Origin of the sequence: Dysgonomonas sp. UBA7710, from assembly GCF_002482385.1 — a bacterium.
Taxonomy (GTDB): domain Bacteria; phylum Bacteroidota; class Bacteroidia; order Bacteroidales; family Dysgonomonadaceae; genus Dysgonomonas.
The window spans coordinates 225,204-243,449 of the sequence record NZ_DLFW01000002.1 but is presented as its reverse complement, the minus strand read 5'-3'; the positions used below and the strand labels follow the sequence as shown (position 1 = coordinate 243,449).

The following is an 18,246-nucleotide window of genomic DNA, read 5'->3' as shown; positions in this document are numbered from 1 at the left end:
GCAGGTGAAGATTAGATTCCTTTACAGGTCGGCACGACAACGTACCTGCTCTACATTATACAACAAGAAGCTTTGCCCGCAACCCCGGATGATTGATTGGGGATATCAGGCGGGAAACCGTTGCGACTGTCGAGAAAGAAAAAGAATAATAAATAAGCTGAATTGAAATTAAATAAAAAATAATCAAACGTTTTAATAGAAAATGAAAAAACTGTTATTGTATATATTTCTTATAGCCTGTTCATTGCAATTAAATGCCGGGACAAAGGTTAAAGGTATCAGGCATGTCGTTGTCATCGGCTGTGACGGCTTCGGTGGATATGCCTACGGAAAAGCGGATATGCCCAACCTGAAAAAACTGGCAGCAGCCGGTGCTTGGACTGCAAAAGCCAGATCGGTATTGCCGTCTTCAAGTGCCGTCAACTGGGCTTCCATATTAATGGGCGCCGGGCCTACCTTGCACGGATATACGGAATGGGGCAGCAAAACACCGGAGATACCATCCGTAGTAACCGGCAAATACGGTAAGTTCCCTTCAATCTGCACTTTGGTAAAAGAGCAGATGAAAAAAAACAAAACAGCGGCCATATTCAGCTGGGGAGGTATCGAATTCCTGCTTGAAAAGGAAACTGTGGATATAATGGTACCTACCCGCTCGAACGAAGACCTGACGGCAGATACGGCAGCCTGTATCATAAAAGCTGAAAAACCGGTGTTTACATTTATCCATTTTGACGAGCCTGACCATACGGGCCACGCGCTGGGACATGATACCCCCGAATATTATTCAGCTTTGGAAAAGGTGGATATCCGTATAGGAAAGATAATACAGGCTGTCAAGGATGCCGGGATAGAAAAAGAAACAGTAATAATGGTTGTTGCAGACCATGGAGGTATACAGAAAGGCCATGGGGGGAAATCTTTGCAGGAAGTGGAGATCCCCTTTGTTATATACGGACCGGGCATAAAGAAAGGTTATGAGATAAAAGGAGCCGTTATTGACTACGATTATGCCCCGACGATAGCGAAAATACTCGGTCTTAAATGCCCGCAGGCTTGGAGGGGAGTACCTGTGGACGAAGTATTTGACGAATAAATGCCAACCTCTGTAATTATTTTGACATGCATATATAAAAGATTGTTGTATATATTTCAGTATGTTATCCTTTGCCTCTATAAAAGGCATATTCACGACCGGATAATTTCATATTCGTTATGTTTTAGCTTTGGATGAGTAAATGTTTAGTCTTTTATCTTCTATAAGTGTACTAATCGGTGCAACACTTTAGATTTAGGGAAATAGCTTTATTGAGAATCAGTTATTTACATACTGTATATATAAAAAAGAAAAGGTTGTCATCCCGACAACCAATCTTCATTGTTAACCTTAAATCTAATACCATGAAAAACACAGTACAAAGATAATTGATTTTTATGTTATAAAACATGTTTTGATGTTTTTCTTATGTTTGTTAACTTATTTTAAGCATATTAATTATCCTTTGCTAAACAAAATGTAAATGATCTAAAACTCCGGCTTATCTTTATAGTTACGTGAGTTCGGATGTGGTACGCCAAAAACCTTCGTAGAAACACTTTCGATTTCGATCTTCCATATCCGAACATTATTTATAGATGGTATGGAATATGTAAATTTTCTTTCGGTATACTGCTGCATTATAATATCCAATGCCTTAATCTTTTCTTCATAATTCTCTTCGAAAACGACACGACCGCGACATATTACACTACTACCTTTTACCCTGTAACTACAGGCTACTTCCTTATTCTGATATGTTAATACAGGCTCTGTACAGAATGTTATGCATACATTCGGATTTTTCGCCAAAGCCTTGATACTGCCTCCCTCTTGAGCTGAATGCAGATAAATAATATCGTCCTGATATCCGAAGTTCATCGGTATGACATATGGCATGCCATCGCTATCAATCATACCGACATAACATATTTGGTTCTTTAGAATAATTTCATTTATCAGAGTACGTTCCTCAACAGTCACAGTCATCATAGCATGCCAAACTTTATTTTGAAGTAAAGATAGCAAGAATATATTTTCGGAGAAAGGAGCTTATTCCTAATTCTTCACAGACAATATATAATCACCTGCCGGAAAAGCCAGAGTATGCTTTGTCTTATGATTATAAATCTCCTTTGGTTCATATTGTTCACGGGCGAGTTTCTTTCCGTTTACTGTAATTGTTTTGTCCCGGCTTTCCGGCAAATAAACCACAGCCTCGGTTCCATGAGGTACAGAGAATTTCAGTAAAAATTCATTGACTGTGTTTACAAACCCTGATTTTATTTTGCCAGCTACGGATGGGATCGTAATGGATGCATCGGAGAACGACGCCGGATTTGGTTCTATCTTAAAGACCTTATATGCAGGCTCTAACGGATAAACGCCACAAACATATTGGGCTAACACGTTCAAAGCACCTCCACTCCATGCATGATTTACGCTGCCACCCCCATATCCGCCTGCATCCCAGCCTTCAAACAAAGTAGTATAACCCTTGTGATTCACCATATTGGAGAAACGGGTTTTGGTTCTCTCCAGAGCATACTTGCCTTCTCCCATTATAAACAAAGCCTCTATTACATACTTCTCCATATAAGGGCTTGCATAAAACTGCGTATTAAGAAGCTTTATTATATCGGGATATTTAGTCCTATCAGCAATACCGGCTATAACAGCCAGTGCCTGTACACGGTCATCTGCACTGCCTTTATAATCAGGATGTTTGTATGCCAGTCCGTTCCAGCAGGAATTATAACCATTCTTTACTCTATTCATAATAGCTTTGTATTCCTCAGCATCATCAACATATCCCAGTTCATTAGCCATTAGGGCGGCTCCTTTCAGTGCCAGGTAATGCCAGCCTGCAAAGATCAATCGGATATCCTTGCTATCGCCCCAGTCACCCCAGGTCCAACCTCCTGCACGGAAAGCCGTTAAGCCGGTATTGTCCAATGTCCATAATGAAAGATATTTTTTCACTGCAGGATAAACCTCTTTTATTGTTTCTTTGTCGCCGGTATTCATATAGTAATTCCAAAAACCATAATACCCTATACTTGCCAGCATTTGTCCGGGAAGCTCTTTATCGTAATTTCCTGCCGGAACAGGCGAAAAAAGGGTTCCATCACTTTTCTGCCACGCAGCAAGTTCTTTTATAGCTTTACTCATCAATGAATGCGTAGAAGAAGAATATGTATAGAAACTCTGCTCCATAAGCACTACTACATCTCCCCACCATTGGGCACGTTCCCTGTCCGGGCAATCGAAATATGTATCCCGCATATTTACGTAAAGTGTGCGAACTGCTTTATCCCAAAAACGCATATAAAAGGCATCGCTACACGAAAAGGTTCCTTCTATTTCTGTATTATAGCCGGTTTCCCGGTATTTTATATCATTAATTTTTACGTCTGATGGTACTGTTACATATATCTTTTGTCCATTGAGCCAACCTAAAGATTCATAGAGCTGGTCTCCTTTCTTTGTTATATATTCAGCTCTCAGGTTTATATCTCCGCCAGCTTCCGTATGATCCGTAGAAATAGAGATCAAATTGCCTCCGTCTTTATCAGAAATATCAACGATAGGTGTCATCTGCATATTGTAAGGGAGAGTAGCTACAATAGTATCATTTATTCTACCTTTTATCCGTTGCAATTTAGTCGCTTTCTTAATACCGAAATCCTTCCAGAACGGAATTGGTCTTTTTATCAGGCTATTCCAGGGAGTATCCCCCCAATTCCCCAGTTCAACGGCGTTTCCAAAGCCATATAAACTTTGACAATCAGCCGTCTGCCAATCATTAATATCCTCGCGCGCATCGAAACGGATATTTGATTCTGGCAGACGATAATTAGGAAAAGGCTCTCCCGTGTTGCCATAAGCAGGATGTATTTTGCATAACCACGAAGCATCACTTATCAAGTTCTGAGTTCCCAACTTTGCATCAAAAATGATTCCTGCTTTACCACTACTCTTATGAGAAAATCCCTCTTTGCCAAAATACCATAAAAGAATGGCTATTTTATTATCTCCGTTTTTGAGAAAAGGGGCTATATCCACTTCATCATAGTATGTGTCCCGCGGATTAGGGCCACGTTTAAGTCCTCCTTCAAAAACAACCATTTTTCCATTAATCCAAAGCCAATATTTACTATCAACGGCAATTCTGGCTATTACTGCGGCAGGTACTTTTTCAACTGATACGTCTTTACGGTAAGCAATCCATGTATTCGGTTCGTTTACTTTTTCATCTGTCGATGTTATCCATCTGGATTGGGCATTTGTAATTTGAAAGCTAGTTAAATAACAAGCAAGTAATAAGAAAATGTTAATGATATTTTTCATGTTCCATAAATTAGTGAAGCATATACAAGTTTAGTTCCGGGTTTTATCTAAGGGCATTAATTTAGAGTAACAAACGATTGATTCAAGTTATTATTTAAACCTGACTAACAGGCTTTTGTCTATTTAATTGATTATACACTTGTACAAATTTATTTATCAATTTTGTAGATTTTTTGAATTTTTGTGATTGAGGCATATTTATTGAAATAATAGGTAACAGGCTGTAATTTAAGTTAATTATGGGTGATATCTGGAATAAGAGAAGCGGGCATATTATTTACATCTCCCAACCTCTGATATCTTAGGGCATATCTGCAATACCACGGTGATAATAAAAATATTCATTTCTTTGTGGTCCTCCTTATACAGAACTCATCAATATATCTATGATATTTTTATTCTCGGAAGTATTTCTCTTTAGTACTCTTATTAATTCTTCTGTTATTACATCCATAAGACTTAATCTAAGGTATAATTGGGCAATTTTATTAGTACATCTAAATTACTATGTTTTGGTTAGACAGCAAAATTAAAATCCCAAAAATTCTGAGAAAATTAACACTCCATGCACCAGAGCCTTTGTAGACCGGAAATAAAAATCCCTCCGGTCTATAACCATAGCGGAGGGACTCATATATAAATCTATTTTATAGAATTAAAAGAATATCTCAGTTGCTGCTTTTAGAGACGCGCTTACGGTCGTTTTCATCCAGATATATCTTTCTCAAACGGATAGAATTAGGAGTAACTTCCACATATTCATCCTCCTTGATATATTCCAAAGCATCTTCCAGACTGAAAATAATGGCTGGAGCCAATCGTACCTTATCATCTGTCCCTGATGCACGCACATTTGTTAATTTCTTGGATTTTGTAAGATTCACGACCAAATCTCCATCCTTATTGTGTTCGCCGACAATTTGCCCCATATAAATATCTGTTTGAGGCTCAACGAAGAATCGTCCCCGATCTTGTAACTTATCTATAGCGTAAGCAAAAGCGTTACCCGATTCGCTGGCAATGATAGACCCGTTTGCGCGTTTTTCTATATCACCCTTCCATGGTTGGAATTCAAGAAAACGATGTGCTATAACAGCTTCTCCTGCCGATAGCGTAAGAGCTGTATTATTCAATCCTATTATACCTCTCGACGGTATGGTAAACTCAAGATAAACACGGTCTTTTTTACTGCCCATCATTGTCAGTTCACCCCGGCGGCGTGTTACCAGATCGATAATCTTACTGGAATATTCCTCCGGCAGGTTAATAGTCAATTCTTCTACCGGCTCATGCTTTATGCCGTTTATTTCTTTTATAATTACTTTTGGTTGTCCTACCTGTAACTCATACCCCTCGCGACGCATTGTCTCTATCAGGATAGACAAGTGAAGGATACCACGTCCGAATACCAGCCAGCTGTCTGCACTTGCAGTAGATTCTACGCGCAAAGCCAGATTACGGTCAAGCTCCCTCATCAGACGGTCATGTATGTGGCGTGATGTCACAAACTTACCATCCTTTCCAAAGAAAGGTGAATCATTGATCGTGAAAAGCATTGACATTGTAGGCTCATCTATATCAATAGTCGGTAACGGTTCAGGATTTTCTATGCTAGCAATCGAATCGCCAATTTCGAAACCTTCGATTCCTACCAGGGCACATATATCTCCACATTGAACTACAGGGACTTTAGTACGCCCCAGTCCTTCAAATGTATTTATTTCTTTTATCTTAGTCTTAATTATACTCCCATCCCTTTTGCAAAGAGAGACATCCATATTCTCCTTCAATTCACCGCGATGGACACGACCTACGGCTATACGTCCTACATATTTGGAGTAATCAAGCGATGTGATCAGCATTTGTGGAGTACCTTCCAAAATTTCAGGGGCAGGAATATACTTTACAATGGCATCGAGAAGCGGGGTAATATCTTCGGTGGGTTTTCGCCAATCATCAGACATCCAACCTTGCTTAGCCGAACCGTATATGGTTGGGAAATCTAACTGTTCCTCTGATGCATCCAGACTGAACATAAGGTCGAAAACCATTTCATGTACTTCGTCTGGACGGCAATTCGGCTTATCTACTTTATTGATAACCACGATAGGCTTCAGTCCCATCTGAATAGCTTTCTGCAAGACAAAACGCGTTTGCGGCATAGGTCCCTCAAACGCATCAACTAATAGCAAACAACCGTCAGCCATATTTAACACCCGTTCTACCTCACCTCCAAAGTCGGCATGTCCGGGAGTATCTATTATATTGATCTTTGTTCCTTTATAATTGATGGAAACGTTCTTGGACAAGATGGTGATTCCACGTTCACGCTCCAAGTCGTTATTGTCGAGAATAAGTTCTCCTGTTGATTGATTCCCTCTGAAAAGTTGTCCGGCAAGCAGCATCTTATCTACAAGGGTAGTCTTACCGTGGTCTACGTGCGCGATAATCGCAATATTTCTAATATTTTGCATATATATGATTTGAGGGTGCAAAGGTACTACTTTTTAATAACATACAATCAAAAAGAGCCTTAAAAGAGAAATGGCTTTTCCAATAAAACAGGATATCATTTACCTGCTATATTCAGGAGTATAACCCGGATAAGTTTTTACTATCTGTGTGTATAAACAGAAAATCACCGGGTAATTTTTTCAGAGCCTCTTCATCAAAGGTCAGGTTTCCGTTATATAATTTATGAGGGATATAGCCCAGCCTCTTAAATAAGTTTTTTATAGGCTCTTCATTTTCGCCCCATACCTCTACCTGAACAATAGGCTTAAACTCATCTATGATATTTTCCATATCGGATAAGACAATATATTCAAATCCTTCGATATCACATTTTATATAGTCAAGTCTTTCTATGGATGAAAACAACTTTGACGGAACTTTCATTTTAGCGTCAAATGTAAATTCCTGAGCCTGGATATCCCCGTCTTTCCGGGAATCATATACATGTGGTAAGCCCGTCCTTAAATATCCGACATTCGGAGAACATACCAGTGTTACATCTTTTTCTTCTTTTCCTAATGCATAGGGATACAATACAATATTCTTTCTTTTGCGGGCTTTTTCATTAAATATCTTATTGTACAAAGCAATAGGCTCCACCGAATATACCATCCCGGACTTTCCTACCCACGAAGATATCAATATAGAGTAATAGCCAAGATTAGCCCCGATGTCTATTACCACATCTCCTTCGTGAATAAGATTTCTTATATAATAATGGTATCCGTATTCCTTCTTATTCTTTAGTAATCCCCATCTGTACATCAAAAAAAATAATCTTTGTAACAGCCGTAAGTAGTTTTCAATACTCAGGTAGCGAAAGATTATTTTTTGTATGCTATTTTTCATATGTCACGCAGATTCGATTACTTACAAGACTTTATCCACAAAGCCTTTTATAATCAAAAAGGGATTAGTTATCCCATGTACCCTCTAACGATTCCGCGAGGTGAGTTTTTCACAAAATCGACGATTAATCTCATTTCGGGAGTTTCTTCAAATTCTTTCTCTATTTTGCTTATGGCATCAGAGAAGTTGAAACCCGACTGATAGATCATACGGTATATCTCTTGTATTTCGTTTATTTTCTCATTGGAGTATCCATTTCTTCTTAATCCGACCAGATTTACACCGGAATAACAAACAGGCTCACGTCCCGCAATAATATATGGAGGAATATCCTTTCCTAAACGTGTACCTCCCTGTATCATTACATGGGCTCCGATACGTGTAAACTGATGCACCAGGGTACCGCCGCTCAGGATGGCATGATGATCGACCTCCACCTCTCCGGCCAGTTGCGTTGCATTTCCAACTATTGCATAATCGTTTATCACGCAGTCGTGCGCAATATGGCTATATGCCATTAATAAACAATTGCTGCCAACTTTAGTATATCCCTTCGATGCTGTTCCACGGTTTACGGTAACACACTCTCTAATGGTAGTATTATCCCCTACAATAGCCAGGCTGTCCTCTCCTCTGAATTTGAGGTCTTGAGGAAGGCCTCCTATCACAGCTCCCGGAAATATGCGACAACTTTTCCCTACACGGGCTCCATAGCGTATATTAGCGCCGGACATGACTAACGTGCCATCTCCTATTTCTACATTTTTATCAACAAAAGCGAATGGCTCTACTACTACATTCTCTCCTAATATTGCCTCAGGATGTACATATGCCTGATGAGATATATTTGACATGATATACTAAATTAGGGTCTTAGACCTATTTTATTACTTTTGTATCTACAGCAGCTATAGTCGATTACATTCGAATAATGGTGCATTAAATACTTTATTTTACTTATTTGTTTTTTACAATTTGAGCTGTAAACTCTGCTTCCGACACAAGCTTATCGCCGATAAAAGCATATCCTTTCATATTCGCTATACCTCTGCGGATTTCAGACATCATATTGAGCCTGAAAATAAGCGTATCACCGGGTACAGCTTTACTCCTGAATTTAACATTATCTATTTTCAGGAAATAGGTAGAATATCTTTCCGGTTCATCAACCTGCGAAAGCACCAGCAATCCTCCTATCTGTGCCATAGCTTCTATCTGAAGTACTCCCGGCATAACAGGTTCCTGAGGAAAGTGACCTTGAAAAAACTGCTCGTTCACACTAAGATTCTTAATGCCGACAATATATTTCTGGCCTATTTCTATCACTTTATCCACCATTAAAAAAGGATAACGGTGAGGCAAAAGCTCTTTTATTCTGTTTATATCAAATACCGGCTCTTTGTTTGGCTCGTATACAGGTGGTTGCACTTCGTTCAGCTTAATTTGTTTACGAACTAAACGTGCCAATTTGTTATTTATTTTATGCCCCGGACGGGTTGCTATTATCCGTCCTTTTATAGGCCTGCCTATCAGAGCCATATCCCCAATGATATCGAGGAGTTTATGTCTGGCCGGTTCATTAGGATACTGGATTTGCTTGTTGTTGAGATAACCAAGTTCCGAAGCGTTCTTATGTGGCACACCCAGTAAATCGGCAAGGCTATCCAGATCCTGTTGAGATATCTGACGTTCATAAATTACTATCGCATTATCTAAGTCGCCACCCTTTATCAGTCCGGCATCGCGAAGTTTCTGTACTTCACGGACGAACACAAAAGTGCGGGCGCTCGCGATCTCTTTCGTAAAATCTTCCAGATTGTCAAGAGACGCGGATTGATTCGGTATATATTTCGATTCGAATTCTATAAATGAGTTTATACAGAAACGGTCGTCCGGCAACAAAGTCAACTTCGAGCCTGTTTCCTCGTCTACTACTTCCATTTTCTGACGAACAACAAAATAATCTCTTTCTTCAGTTTGCTCTACTGTCCCTACGCCATATATTGCCTGAACATATTGTATGGAGCTTCCATCCAGAATCGGAAATTCAGGAGCATTTACTTCAATAAGACAATTATCTATTCTCAAAGCGTACAAAGCAGCCATAGCATGCTCTATAGTGCTTATCTGCACCCCGTCTTTTACGAGTACTGTTCCACGTTGAGTATTACCAACATTTTCGGCCAGAGCGTCTATTACAGGCTGATTTTCCAGATCTACTCTTTTAATTTTGTATCCGTGGTTCTCAGGAGCCGGATTAAATGTTATCGTAATTGGTAGTCCTGTATGTAAACCTTTTCCCTGTAAAGTGAAACTGCCTTTCAGCGTATGTTGCTTGCTCATTATTAATTAATAAATGGTTCTTATTTGTTTTGGTTAGATTTCAATTCTTCTACTTCCTTCTGTAGCTGGGCCAATTGACGATACATATCGGGCAACTTAGGAAATACCACACTCGATTTAAAGAAATTCTTGACAGGTATGGCCGGAGATCCTAAGATTTTTGAATCCGCTTCAATATTGCTTATAATTCCGGATTGGGCACCCACACTGGAATTATCTCCGATAGTAATATGTCCTCCGAGTCCTACTTGTCCTCCAAAGACACAATGCTTCCCTATTTTTGTAGAGCCGGATACACCGACCTGGGCAGCCATTACCGTATTTTCGCCTATTTCCACATTGTGGGCTATCTGGATAAGGTTATCCAGCTTAACGCCTCTGTGTATTACAGTAGCATCCATAACGGCACGGTCGATAGTTGTATTTGCCCCTATCTCAACATCATCTTCGATGATTACAATACCCATCTGCGGGATCTTCTTATAGATTCCATCTTCAGGGGCAAAACCAAAGCCATCGCTACCGATTACAGCTCCTGCATGAATTATACAATCATTACCGATGGTACATCCCGGATACACCTTTGCGCCGGGGTATATGATAGTATTGTCCCCGATAGTAACATTTTCTCCAATGTATACCTGAGGATATATTTTAGTGTTATTTCCTATTTCTACATTTTCTGCAATATAAGCAAATGCACCCACGTATATATTCTCTCCGTATTTAACATCCGGAGCTATATATGACATGCCCTCTATCCCTGTTTTCTGAGGTTTCGTTTTTTCTACCATATCTAACAGGATTGCCAACGCCGCATATGCATTAAAACAACGGATAAGAGTCGCCTTAACAGGCTGATCGGCTACAAAGTCATTATTTACCAAGACAATGCTGGCATCTGTACTATATATATAGTGCGTATATTTGGGATTCGCTAGAAAAGTCAGCGTTCCCGGTTTACCGTCTTCTATTCTGGAAAAATTATTCACCACAACTGAAGAATCACCTTCAATTGTACCATTTAATACTGTAGCAATTTGCTCTGCAGTGAAGGATATTTGCATAAATAAATATTCAAAAGTATTTGGCGTCCCTTTAAGAGATGCGAAATAAATAATAATTTTCCAAATATATGACTTTTATACTTAAAAAAACAGTTGGTGAAGGTGAAATATTATATATTTATTCTATCTTTCCATAAAAACTTATGCTCTGCCGATTCGTATCCTGCACAGTCAGAGTGGCATATCCGGTATTCCCGATTTGTAATGTGAGCGTATATCTTTTCGCATTATCCCGCGGTTTTATCACGACCTCCCACGTATCTTTTTTTCCTTCGGTCAGCTTATATTCAAAATCTGTACAGACAAACTTTATACCTCCTTCATCCGTCGACATCGGAGCCACATATGCCCGGCCAAAATAAGGCAAAAATGAATCTACCGTATCTTTGGAAACACTTAACGAATATGAGTAATTAAGATTTATCGATTTGCCGGATGTAGGCAGAGCTGTAGTAGGAACAAATTTATAATTCTGACTTTCTACTTTATCCGTAATCTGTGATATAGTTTCTTGTTTAGACAGGCTTTCTCCCGATCTACAACTAATCATGAATAATGCAATGAGTGCAGTTGTTATGAGTGTTTTCATGCTGAAATTCCTCCTTTATTAGTTTATGTTTAAATTTGCGAATCCAATTCACTAAATAGAAACGTGTAAAAGATTACAAATGTTTTATTTATAAGGATAAAAAAGGTAAAAAACACACAAGAATATAAAAAAACATCGAAACATAAAAGAGAATAACACTTCCTCTTTTCTCGGCCAAAGCGAAAAAATGTGATAGCAAAAAGGCTCCGGCAACTAAAGCTATAAATAAATATACAATAAAATCAATATTCAGAAAGAGATAGGCCAATATGCAAATCACGGCTGTATAAGTGAGCAGCCTCAGATAAGCCCGTATTCTTATCTTATCCTTATGGCGATTGATATAGTTATCGCTCACGATCACGGCTAATAATATGATAGAAAAGCCAAGAATAATCCAGTTTCCTACATTTAATTGATAGAATGAGAAATCTGCCAGTTGCTGCATATTCACAGATACGAAAGGTATCAGGAATGTATCCAGACTATCGGTCAGGAAATAATAGGAAAATGCCGGAAAGTATAATATAAATATACCAAGAAAAGACGCTAACAGTGATTTGAAATTAAAGCAGCGCATTATCCCCAGAACAACCCACAGGACAGGCAGGCATACCAGTAGTGCAGGCGTAAACAGGCTGCCCAGAGCCAGTATAAAACTTACCCTGAATGCGTATATTTGTTTACTCGTACTGTTATAAGCCCCAAATAGTATATATATTATAACAAGAAAAAGCATCGTACTTATACATTCGGCAGACATCAGCATAAACCGGGGATGGCAACTGAATAATAAGATAACAACAGCCGGCAGCAATACGGTTTTTCTACGGATAAATACATATGTTGTATTTATATTTGCCGCCAAAATAGCCATACCTGCAATAAACAGGCTGCTGCATATAAAAGAAACCAGATGATTAGTAAATATCGTTGATAAAGGCTTCCACAGATAACCGTTTGCCGACCCGCTATGGACAAAATCAAAATATAGAAAATAGACAAGGCGGATGATAATAGCAAATACGATGGAAAAAATAAGCATTCCATTCCCCTCTGCAACATTCCTTTTATATGATTTGGGTACTGTCGCCATTTATTTTAAGTCAAAACCTATATCTTTTCTATAATATTTTTTGTCGAAAGCTACTTTCTCAGCATTGTTGTATGATTTAGCCAGTGCCTCATCTTTCGTATCCCCATATGAACTGACGGCAATAACCCGTCCGCCACTGGTCAGTACTTTATCACCTGCTGATTTTGTCCCTGCATGAAAGAGGATACTATCCGAAACAGATTCTAACCCTGTCATTTCTTTGTTCTTCTCATAATCTCCGGGATATCCGCCCGAAACAAGCATAACTGTGACAGCATAACGACTGTCTATCTCCAGTGTCTTTTCTCCGAGTGTGTTTGTAGCCACGCCTTCCAGCAATGATACAAAATCCGATTTGATGCGTAACATCACGGCTTCCGTCTCAGGATCTCCCATACGCACATTGTATTCAATGACCACCGGTTCGCCTTTTACTTCTATTAGTCCGAGAAATATGAACCCTTTGTAAACGATATTATCCTTCTTCAATCCCTCAACCGTAGGGATGACAATACGCTCTTCAACCTTCTTCATAAAAACGTCGTCGGCAAAAGAAACAGGAGAAACTGCACCCATACCACCTGTATTCAATCCGGTATCTCCTTCTCCAATACGTTTGTAATCTTTAGCCACAGGGAGTATCTTGTATGAATCTCCATCTGTAAGAACAAATACCGAACATTCTATACCCGACAGGAATTCTTCGATAACAACCGTTTTACTGGCCTCACCGAACATACCTCCAAGCATTTCTTTCAGTTCCTTCTTAGCTTCACCCAGATCATTGAGAATAAGAACACCTTTGCCGGCGGCCAGCCCGTCAGCTTTCAGTACATAAGGAGCTTCCAGTTCTTCCAGAAAAGAATAAGCTTCATCGAGCTGCTCCAATGTAAAACTCCAGTAGCGGGCGGTAGGGATATTGTGGCGCATCATAAACTGCTTTCCGAAATCCTTACTACCTTCGAGTTTAGCGCCTTCTTCCGAAGGGCCGATTACAGGGATGTGCCTGATCCCGGCATCGCTTACAAAGTAATCATAGATCCCGCGCACCAAAGGTTCTTCCGGTCCTACCACAACCATATCTATATTATTATCCAACACGAACTGCTTTATTGCCGGGAAATCGGTAATAGACATATCTACATTTTTTGCAATCAGATGTGTGCCCGCATTACCGGGTGCTACATACAGATTGTCGACTTTTGTACTTTGTACTATCTTCCATGCAAGTGCATTTTCGCGTCCTCCGCTCCCTAACAATAAAATGTTCATAGTTGTTATTAATAAGTGGTATCTCAAAACTTTGGACTGCAAAGATACATGATTATTTTCTTAACAGAATAATCAGAAATAATTATTGTAAATTTGCACGCTGAAAAATTAAGGAAAAACTAGTAGCTAAGATATATGCAAGAGGAAAAAGGAATATTTAAAAGAGCCGAATTACTACTCGGTGATGCATTGATGAACCAGATTGCCGATACCCGGATTATATTATTCGGAATAGGCGGAGTCGGTAGCTGGTGTGCCGAAAGTCTCATACGCACCGGAGTAAAGCACCTAACGATAGTAGATTCGGATTTTGTCTGTGAAACGAATATCAACCGCCAGCTAATGGCCACGACCAAAACCGTAGGACTAAGAAAAGTAGATGTACTGAAAGCCCGCCTGCTCGACATAAATCCCGATGCTGAAATAACAACAATCGCGGGAGTATACAGTGAGGAAACTTCGCCCTCCTTCGATCTTGAAAGCTATGATTATATTATCGACGCCATAGACAGTCTCAAACACAAAGTAAACTTAATACTGACCGCCACCCGTACCAGAGCTAAAGTCTTTTCGTCGATGGGAGCCGCCCTGAAAATGGACCCTTCCCGCATAAAAACTGCTGAATTCTGGAAAGTGAAGGGCTGCCCGTTGGCTGCCGCCATCCGACGGAAGATGAAACAAAGTGGAAAGCCTTCTAAAAAAGTAATGTGCGTTTATAGTGATGAAGTTCTCGACAATAAAGGGTTGAAATATGAGAATGACGAATCGAAAAGTTCTCAGTTACTTAAACAGAATAACCCCAGTGTAAAAGCACAGACAAATGGTACATTGGTACACATAACGGCTATATTCGGGTTTACGCTTGCCGGATTGATAATAAAAGATATTTGCAAAGATTAAAGCTGTCTTCAGTTTTATTTTGCATTTTTGTATTAACAAATTAAACAATATAAAAATTATGAACGAGCTGAATATCAATTACGAAGGAATATCGTCAACCAAAAAGATCGCGAATATAGTCACAGGTGTATATCTAGCTGCTTTTACGCTGTATTTTACAGTTACAGAAGGAATTGCAGGCCGATTCGGGCTGTTCTTCTTTTGCGCTATCATCGGGTTTATACTGGCGGCTATATTAATTTTAAGCAATACTGTGTGGTTACAGGGTTCAATTCTAAAGATTGATACCGGTTCCATTATATCCGCTTTACCCAAACAAAGTAAAGTGACAATTGACTGGACGAGTGTAAGCCGTGTAAATATCGGTATGAGCTATATCGTTTTTCTGATAAACGGGGAGAAAAAACAAAGAAGGCTCGACCTTGTTACACTCCGGTATGAAGATGTACTGGCCACTAAAGCTAAAATAGTGGAAATATGCGAATACAAAAATATCCCATATCAGAATGATTAATTGAAATTAAATTTATCTATATAAAGAGCCTTTAGCTTTTAGCTCTTTGGAGTATTGATATGAGGATTTAGAGATTGAGAAAAAGTGTCAAGTTTGTAAAGTTTTTGAAAAAAGTTGCGAGTAAACAAGATACGAAAAACAAGTTGTTAACTGCTCGCCGACGGGATGCTTCGCTTCTCTCTATATGACAAGCCGCGATATTGTTAATTGTTAACTGCTAACTGTTTACTGTTAACTGAAAAGTTGTCAGATATGTCAGATTTTAACAAGTAGTAAGTTGAGAAAGTTGTATTTCTGTTCACTGAAAGATATCCGCTTCCGCTTTTTTCTTTCCGAGAAAAAAATGTAGTTTTGTATTGTCCAAAATTTAAGACGTTCTGTCTTGAATCTTTTGTAACCGATAAAACAGCTAACGCGTGAAAACAGAACATGAAGAGAAGGTGACCGGGCTACCTGAAAATGCCTTCCGAGAACTGAAATCCGGCGAAGAATACAGACCGGTAATGTCTCCCGACAAACAGTATAAAGAAGTAACTCCATGGTCGGTACTATGGGGGTTGGTAATGGCTGTACTCTTTAGTGCCGCCGCTGCTTACCTCGGCCTGAAGGTGGGACAGGTCTTTGAAGCAGCTATCCCGATAGCGATTATTGCTGTGGGGTTGTCGACAGCTACCAAGAGAAAGAATGCTCTGGGTGAAAATATAATTATCCAATCCATTGGAGCCAGCAGTGGGGTTATTGTGGCAGGTGCGATATTTACGCTTCCGGCTTTATACATACTGCAATCCAAATACCCCGAAATTAGTGTCGACTTTTTTCAGGTATTCCTTAGTTCCTTACTGGGTGGTATACTGGGTATTCTCTTCCTGATTCCGTTCCGTAAATATTTTGTATCCGATATGCATGGAAAATATCCTTTCCCCGAAGCTACAGCAACTACACAGGTGCTTGTATCGGGTGAAAAAGGTGGCAGTCAGGCCAAACCGCTTATATTCGCCGGAATTATCGGTGGTGTTTACGATTTTGTCATTGCCACATTCGGCGCATGGTCAGAAACATTCACGACGCGTGTTTTACCTTTTGGCGAAGAAATTGCCGATAAAGCCAAAGTGGTCTTCAAAGTAAATATAGGCGCCGCCGTTTTAGGGCTGGGCTATATAATAGGATTAAAATACGCCGCAATAATCTGTGCCGGTTCTGCATTAGTATGGTTCGTTATCGTTCCGCTTCTTCCGTTCCTGGGAGATACTATGCTGACGACTTTGAATCCTACCTTTGCAGGAGTTATTTCTACTATGACGCCGGAAGCAATATTTACTACTTTTGCGCGCCATATTGGTATCGGTGGTATTGCAATGGCCGGAGTTATCGGTATTATAAAATCGTGGGGAATTATAAAGAGCGCCGTCGGTCTGGCATCCAAAGAGCTTAAAGGAGGAGCATCCGAGACAAAACAGATAGACAAACGCACACAACGAGACCTGCCGATGAAAATTATCTCTATCGGTATCATTATTGCGCTGATTGTGACATTCCTTTTCTTCTATTTCGGAGTGATTCACAATCTATTGTATGCAATAGTAGGTATTCTTGTTGTTGCCATTATAGCTTTCTTGTTTACCACGGTTGCTGCTAACGCGATCGCGATTGTAGGCACAAATCCGGTTTCGGGTATGACGTTGATGACTCTTATCTTGGCCTCAGTGGTTATGGTAGCGGTAGGATTGAAAGGAACATCGGGTATGGTTGCCGCTCTTATTATAGGGGGTGTGGTTTGTACCGCGTTGTCTATGGCCGGAGGTTTCATTACCGACCTGAAAATAGGTTACTGGCTGGGATCAACACCCGCGAAGCAACAGTCATGGAAGTTTTTAGGCACACTGGTTTCCGCAGCAACAGTAGGCGGTGTAATACTGATATTGAATAAAACATATGGATTTACAGGAGCTAATGCTCTGGTAGCACCGCAGGCTAATGCCATGGCTGCAGTTATAGAGCCGCTGATGATGGGAGCCGGGGCACCGTGGGTATTATACGCCGTAGGTGCTTTGATCGCCATTTTACTCACTTTATTACGGGTACCTGCTCTGGCATTTGCTTTGGGGATGTTTATTCCGATGGAACTGAACGCTCCTCTCTTAATCGGTGGCGCAGTCAACTGGTACGTTGGCAGCCGTAGTAAGGATGAAGCCCTGAATGCCGCACGGCTGGAGAAAGGTACATTATTAGCCTCCGGATTTATAGCGGGAGGTGCATTGATGGGTGTAGTCAGCGCTGCTATGCGTTTCGGAGGAGTGAATCTGGTTAATGAAGAATGGTTGGCAAACAGCGGTTCCGAATTACTGGCTCTGGCTATGTATCTGGTTATAATCGGTTATCTGGGATATTCTTCCATGAAGGCAAAGAAAGAAATGTTGTAATAATCTGTATTCTTAAATATAGGGAAAAGGATGGGGCAATTGTTCCATCCTTTTCTTTTATTAAAACAAAGCCGTTATGTTTTGTAGAAAACTTTATCTATGTTATAGATTATCTATAAATAAGCATTCTTTGACTTTCTGGAGAAACTTATTTGTTTCTGTTTGCAATTAAATGGAATTTGACAAAAAAAATTATCAGACAAACCAAACTATTCGTCGATAAAATTATCCCATCTGTCGAACATTCTTGCCGGATTCTTTGAATGGTAGTAATATTGAATGCTTAAATAAACCT

Annotated in this window: 14 protein-coding genes; 4 read left to right on the top strand and 10 right to left on the bottom strand. The window is 39.8% G+C overall.

Annotated elements, in window-relative coordinates:
• The first annotated feature begins 202 nt into the window (after positions 1 to 202).
• Positions 203 to 1,096 carry an alkaline phosphatase gene (locus B3317_RS01370; protein WP_291107754.1) on the top strand — a complete coding sequence of 298 codons (894 nt, stop codon included), beginning with the start codon at positions 203 to 205 and terminating at the stop codon, positions 1,094 to 1,096.
• 429 nt (positions 1,097 to 1,525) lie between these two features.
• Here B3317_RS01370 and B3317_RS01365 read toward each other — a convergent pair whose 3' ends face one another.
• The 10 genes from B3317_RS01365 to purD all read right to left on the bottom strand — a co-directional run bounded on the left by B3317_RS01365 (position 1,526) and on the right by purD (position 14,117).
• Positions 1,526 to 2,029, bottom strand: coding sequence for a pyridoxamine 5'-phosphate oxidase family protein (locus B3317_RS01365; protein WP_291107751.1), 504 nt, complete (start codon positions 2,027 to 2,029; stop codon positions 1,526 to 1,528).
• A gap of 66 nt (positions 2,030 to 2,095) precedes the next feature.
• Positions 2,096 to 4,387 carry an alpha-L-rhamnosidase C-terminal domain-containing protein gene (locus B3317_RS01360; RefSeq protein ID WP_291107748.1) on the bottom strand — a complete coding sequence of 764 codons (2,292 nt, stop codon included), beginning with the start codon at positions 4,385 to 4,387 and terminating at the stop codon, positions 2,096 to 2,098.
• A gap of 668 nt (positions 4,388 to 5,055) precedes the next feature.
• Positions 5,056 to 6,861, bottom strand: a complete 1,806-nt coding sequence (gene typA, locus B3317_RS01355; protein WP_291107745.1) for a translational GTPase TypA — start codon at positions 6,859 to 6,861, stop codon at positions 5,056 to 5,058.
• A gap of 112 nt (positions 6,862 to 6,973) precedes the next feature.
• Complete coding sequence (locus tag B3317_RS01350) at positions 6,974 to 7,666, bottom strand: FkbM family methyltransferase (RefSeq protein ID WP_291108470.1); 693 nt, start codon at positions 7,664 to 7,666, stop codon at positions 6,974 to 6,976.
• Between the two features lie 152 nt (positions 7,667 to 7,818).
• Positions 7,819 to 8,604 (bottom strand): acyl-ACP--UDP-N-acetylglucosamine O-acyltransferase, encoded by a 786-nt coding sequence (lpxA, locus tag B3317_RS01345; RefSeq protein WP_291107742.1) that lies wholly within the window; start codon positions 8,602 to 8,604, stop codon positions 7,819 to 7,821.
• 103 nt (positions 8,605 to 8,707) lie between these two features.
• Positions 8,708 to 10,093 carry a bifunctional UDP-3-O-[3-hydroxymyristoyl] N-acetylglucosamine deacetylase/3-hydroxyacyl-ACP dehydratase gene (locus tag B3317_RS01340; protein WP_291107739.1) on the bottom strand — a complete coding sequence of 462 codons (1,386 nt, stop codon included), beginning with the start codon at positions 10,091 to 10,093 and terminating at the stop codon, positions 8,708 to 8,710.
• A gap of 20 nt (positions 10,094 to 10,113) precedes the next feature.
• On the bottom strand, positions 10,114 to 11,154 hold the full coding sequence (gene lpxD, locus B3317_RS01335; protein WP_291108469.1) for a UDP-3-O-(3-hydroxymyristoyl)glucosamine N-acyltransferase: 1,041 nt from the start codon (positions 11,152 to 11,154) through the stop codon (positions 10,114 to 10,116).
• Between the two features lie 124 nt (positions 11,155 to 11,278).
• Entirely contained in the window at positions 11,279 to 11,749 is a 471-nt protein-coding gene (locus B3317_RS01330; protein ID WP_291107736.1) for a DUF4251 domain-containing protein, read from the bottom strand.
• Positions 11,750 to 11,837: 88 nt separating this feature from the next.
• Complete coding sequence (locus tag B3317_RS01325; RefSeq protein WP_291107733.1) at positions 11,838 to 12,845, bottom strand: hypothetical protein; 1,008 nt, start codon at positions 12,843 to 12,845, stop codon at positions 11,838 to 11,840.
• Positions 12,846 to 14,117 (bottom strand): phosphoribosylamine--glycine ligase, encoded by a 1,272-nt coding sequence (gene purD, locus B3317_RS01320; protein ID WP_291107729.1) that lies wholly within the window; start codon positions 14,115 to 14,117, stop codon positions 12,846 to 12,848.
• 135 nt (positions 14,118 to 14,252) lie between these two features.
• On the opposite strand from purD, the gene B3317_RS01315 reads away from it, so the two are divergent.
• From B3317_RS01315 to B3317_RS01305, 3 genes are all read left to right on the top strand, one after another.
• On the top strand, positions 14,253 to 15,017 hold the full coding sequence (locus B3317_RS01315) for a tRNA threonylcarbamoyladenosine dehydratase (RefSeq protein ID WP_291107726.1): 765 nt from the start codon (positions 14,253 to 14,255) through the stop codon (positions 15,015 to 15,017).
• Between the two features lie 58 nt (positions 15,018 to 15,075).
• Positions 15,076 to 15,531, top strand: coding sequence for a hypothetical protein (locus tag B3317_RS01310; protein ID WP_291107724.1), 456 nt, complete (start codon positions 15,076 to 15,078; stop codon positions 15,529 to 15,531).
• Positions 15,532 to 15,947: 416 nt separating this feature from the next.
• A complete protein-coding gene (locus B3317_RS01305; RefSeq protein ID WP_291107720.1) occupies positions 15,948 to 17,951 on the top strand; it encodes an OPT family oligopeptide transporter in 2,004 nt (667 codons plus the stop codon).
• Positions 17,952 to 18,246: the final 295 nt, after the last annotated feature.

Bases quoted from the DNA above. Each gene is read 5' to 3' on its own strand.
- B3317_RS01370 (WP_291107754.1), top strand. From the start codon at position 203: ATGAAAAAACTGTTATTGTATATATTTCTTATAGCCTGTTCATTGCAA.
- B3317_RS01365 (WP_291107751.1), bottom strand. From the start codon at position 2,029: ATGATGACTGTGACTGTTGAGGAACGTACTCTGATAAATGAAATTATT.
- B3317_RS01360 (WP_291107748.1), bottom strand. From the start codon at position 4,387: ATGAAAAATATCATTAACATTTTCTTATTACTTGCTTGTTATTTAACT.
- typA (WP_291107745.1), bottom strand. From the start codon at position 6,861: ATGCAAAATATTAGAAATATTGCGATTATCGCGCACGTAGACCACGGT.
- B3317_RS01350 (WP_291108470.1), bottom strand. From the start codon at position 7,666: ATGTACAGATGGGGATTACTAAAGAATAAGAAGGAATACGGATACCAT.
- lpxA (WP_291107742.1), bottom strand. From the start codon at position 8,604: ATGTCAAATATATCTCATCAGGCATATGTACATCCTGAGGCAATATTA.
- B3317_RS01340 (WP_291107739.1), bottom strand. From the start codon at position 10,093: ATGAGCAAGCAACATACGCTGAAAGGCAGTTTCACTTTACAGGGAAAA.
- B3317_RS01330 (WP_291107736.1), bottom strand. From the start codon at position 11,749: ATGAAAACACTCATAACAACTGCACTCATTGCATTATTCATGATTAGT.
- B3317_RS01325 (WP_291107733.1), bottom strand. From the start codon at position 12,845: ATGGCGACAGTACCCAAATCATATAAAAGGAATGTTGCAGAGGGGAAT.
- purD (WP_291107729.1), bottom strand. From the start codon at position 14,117: ATGAACATTTTATTGTTAGGGAGCGGAGGACGCGAAAATGCACTTGCA.
- B3317_RS01315 (WP_291107726.1), top strand. From the start codon at position 14,253: ATGCAAGAGGAAAAAGGAATATTTAAAAGAGCCGAATTACTACTCGGT.
- B3317_RS01310 (WP_291107724.1), top strand. From the start codon at position 15,076: ATGAACGAGCTGAATATCAATTACGAAGGAATATCGTCAACCAAAAAG.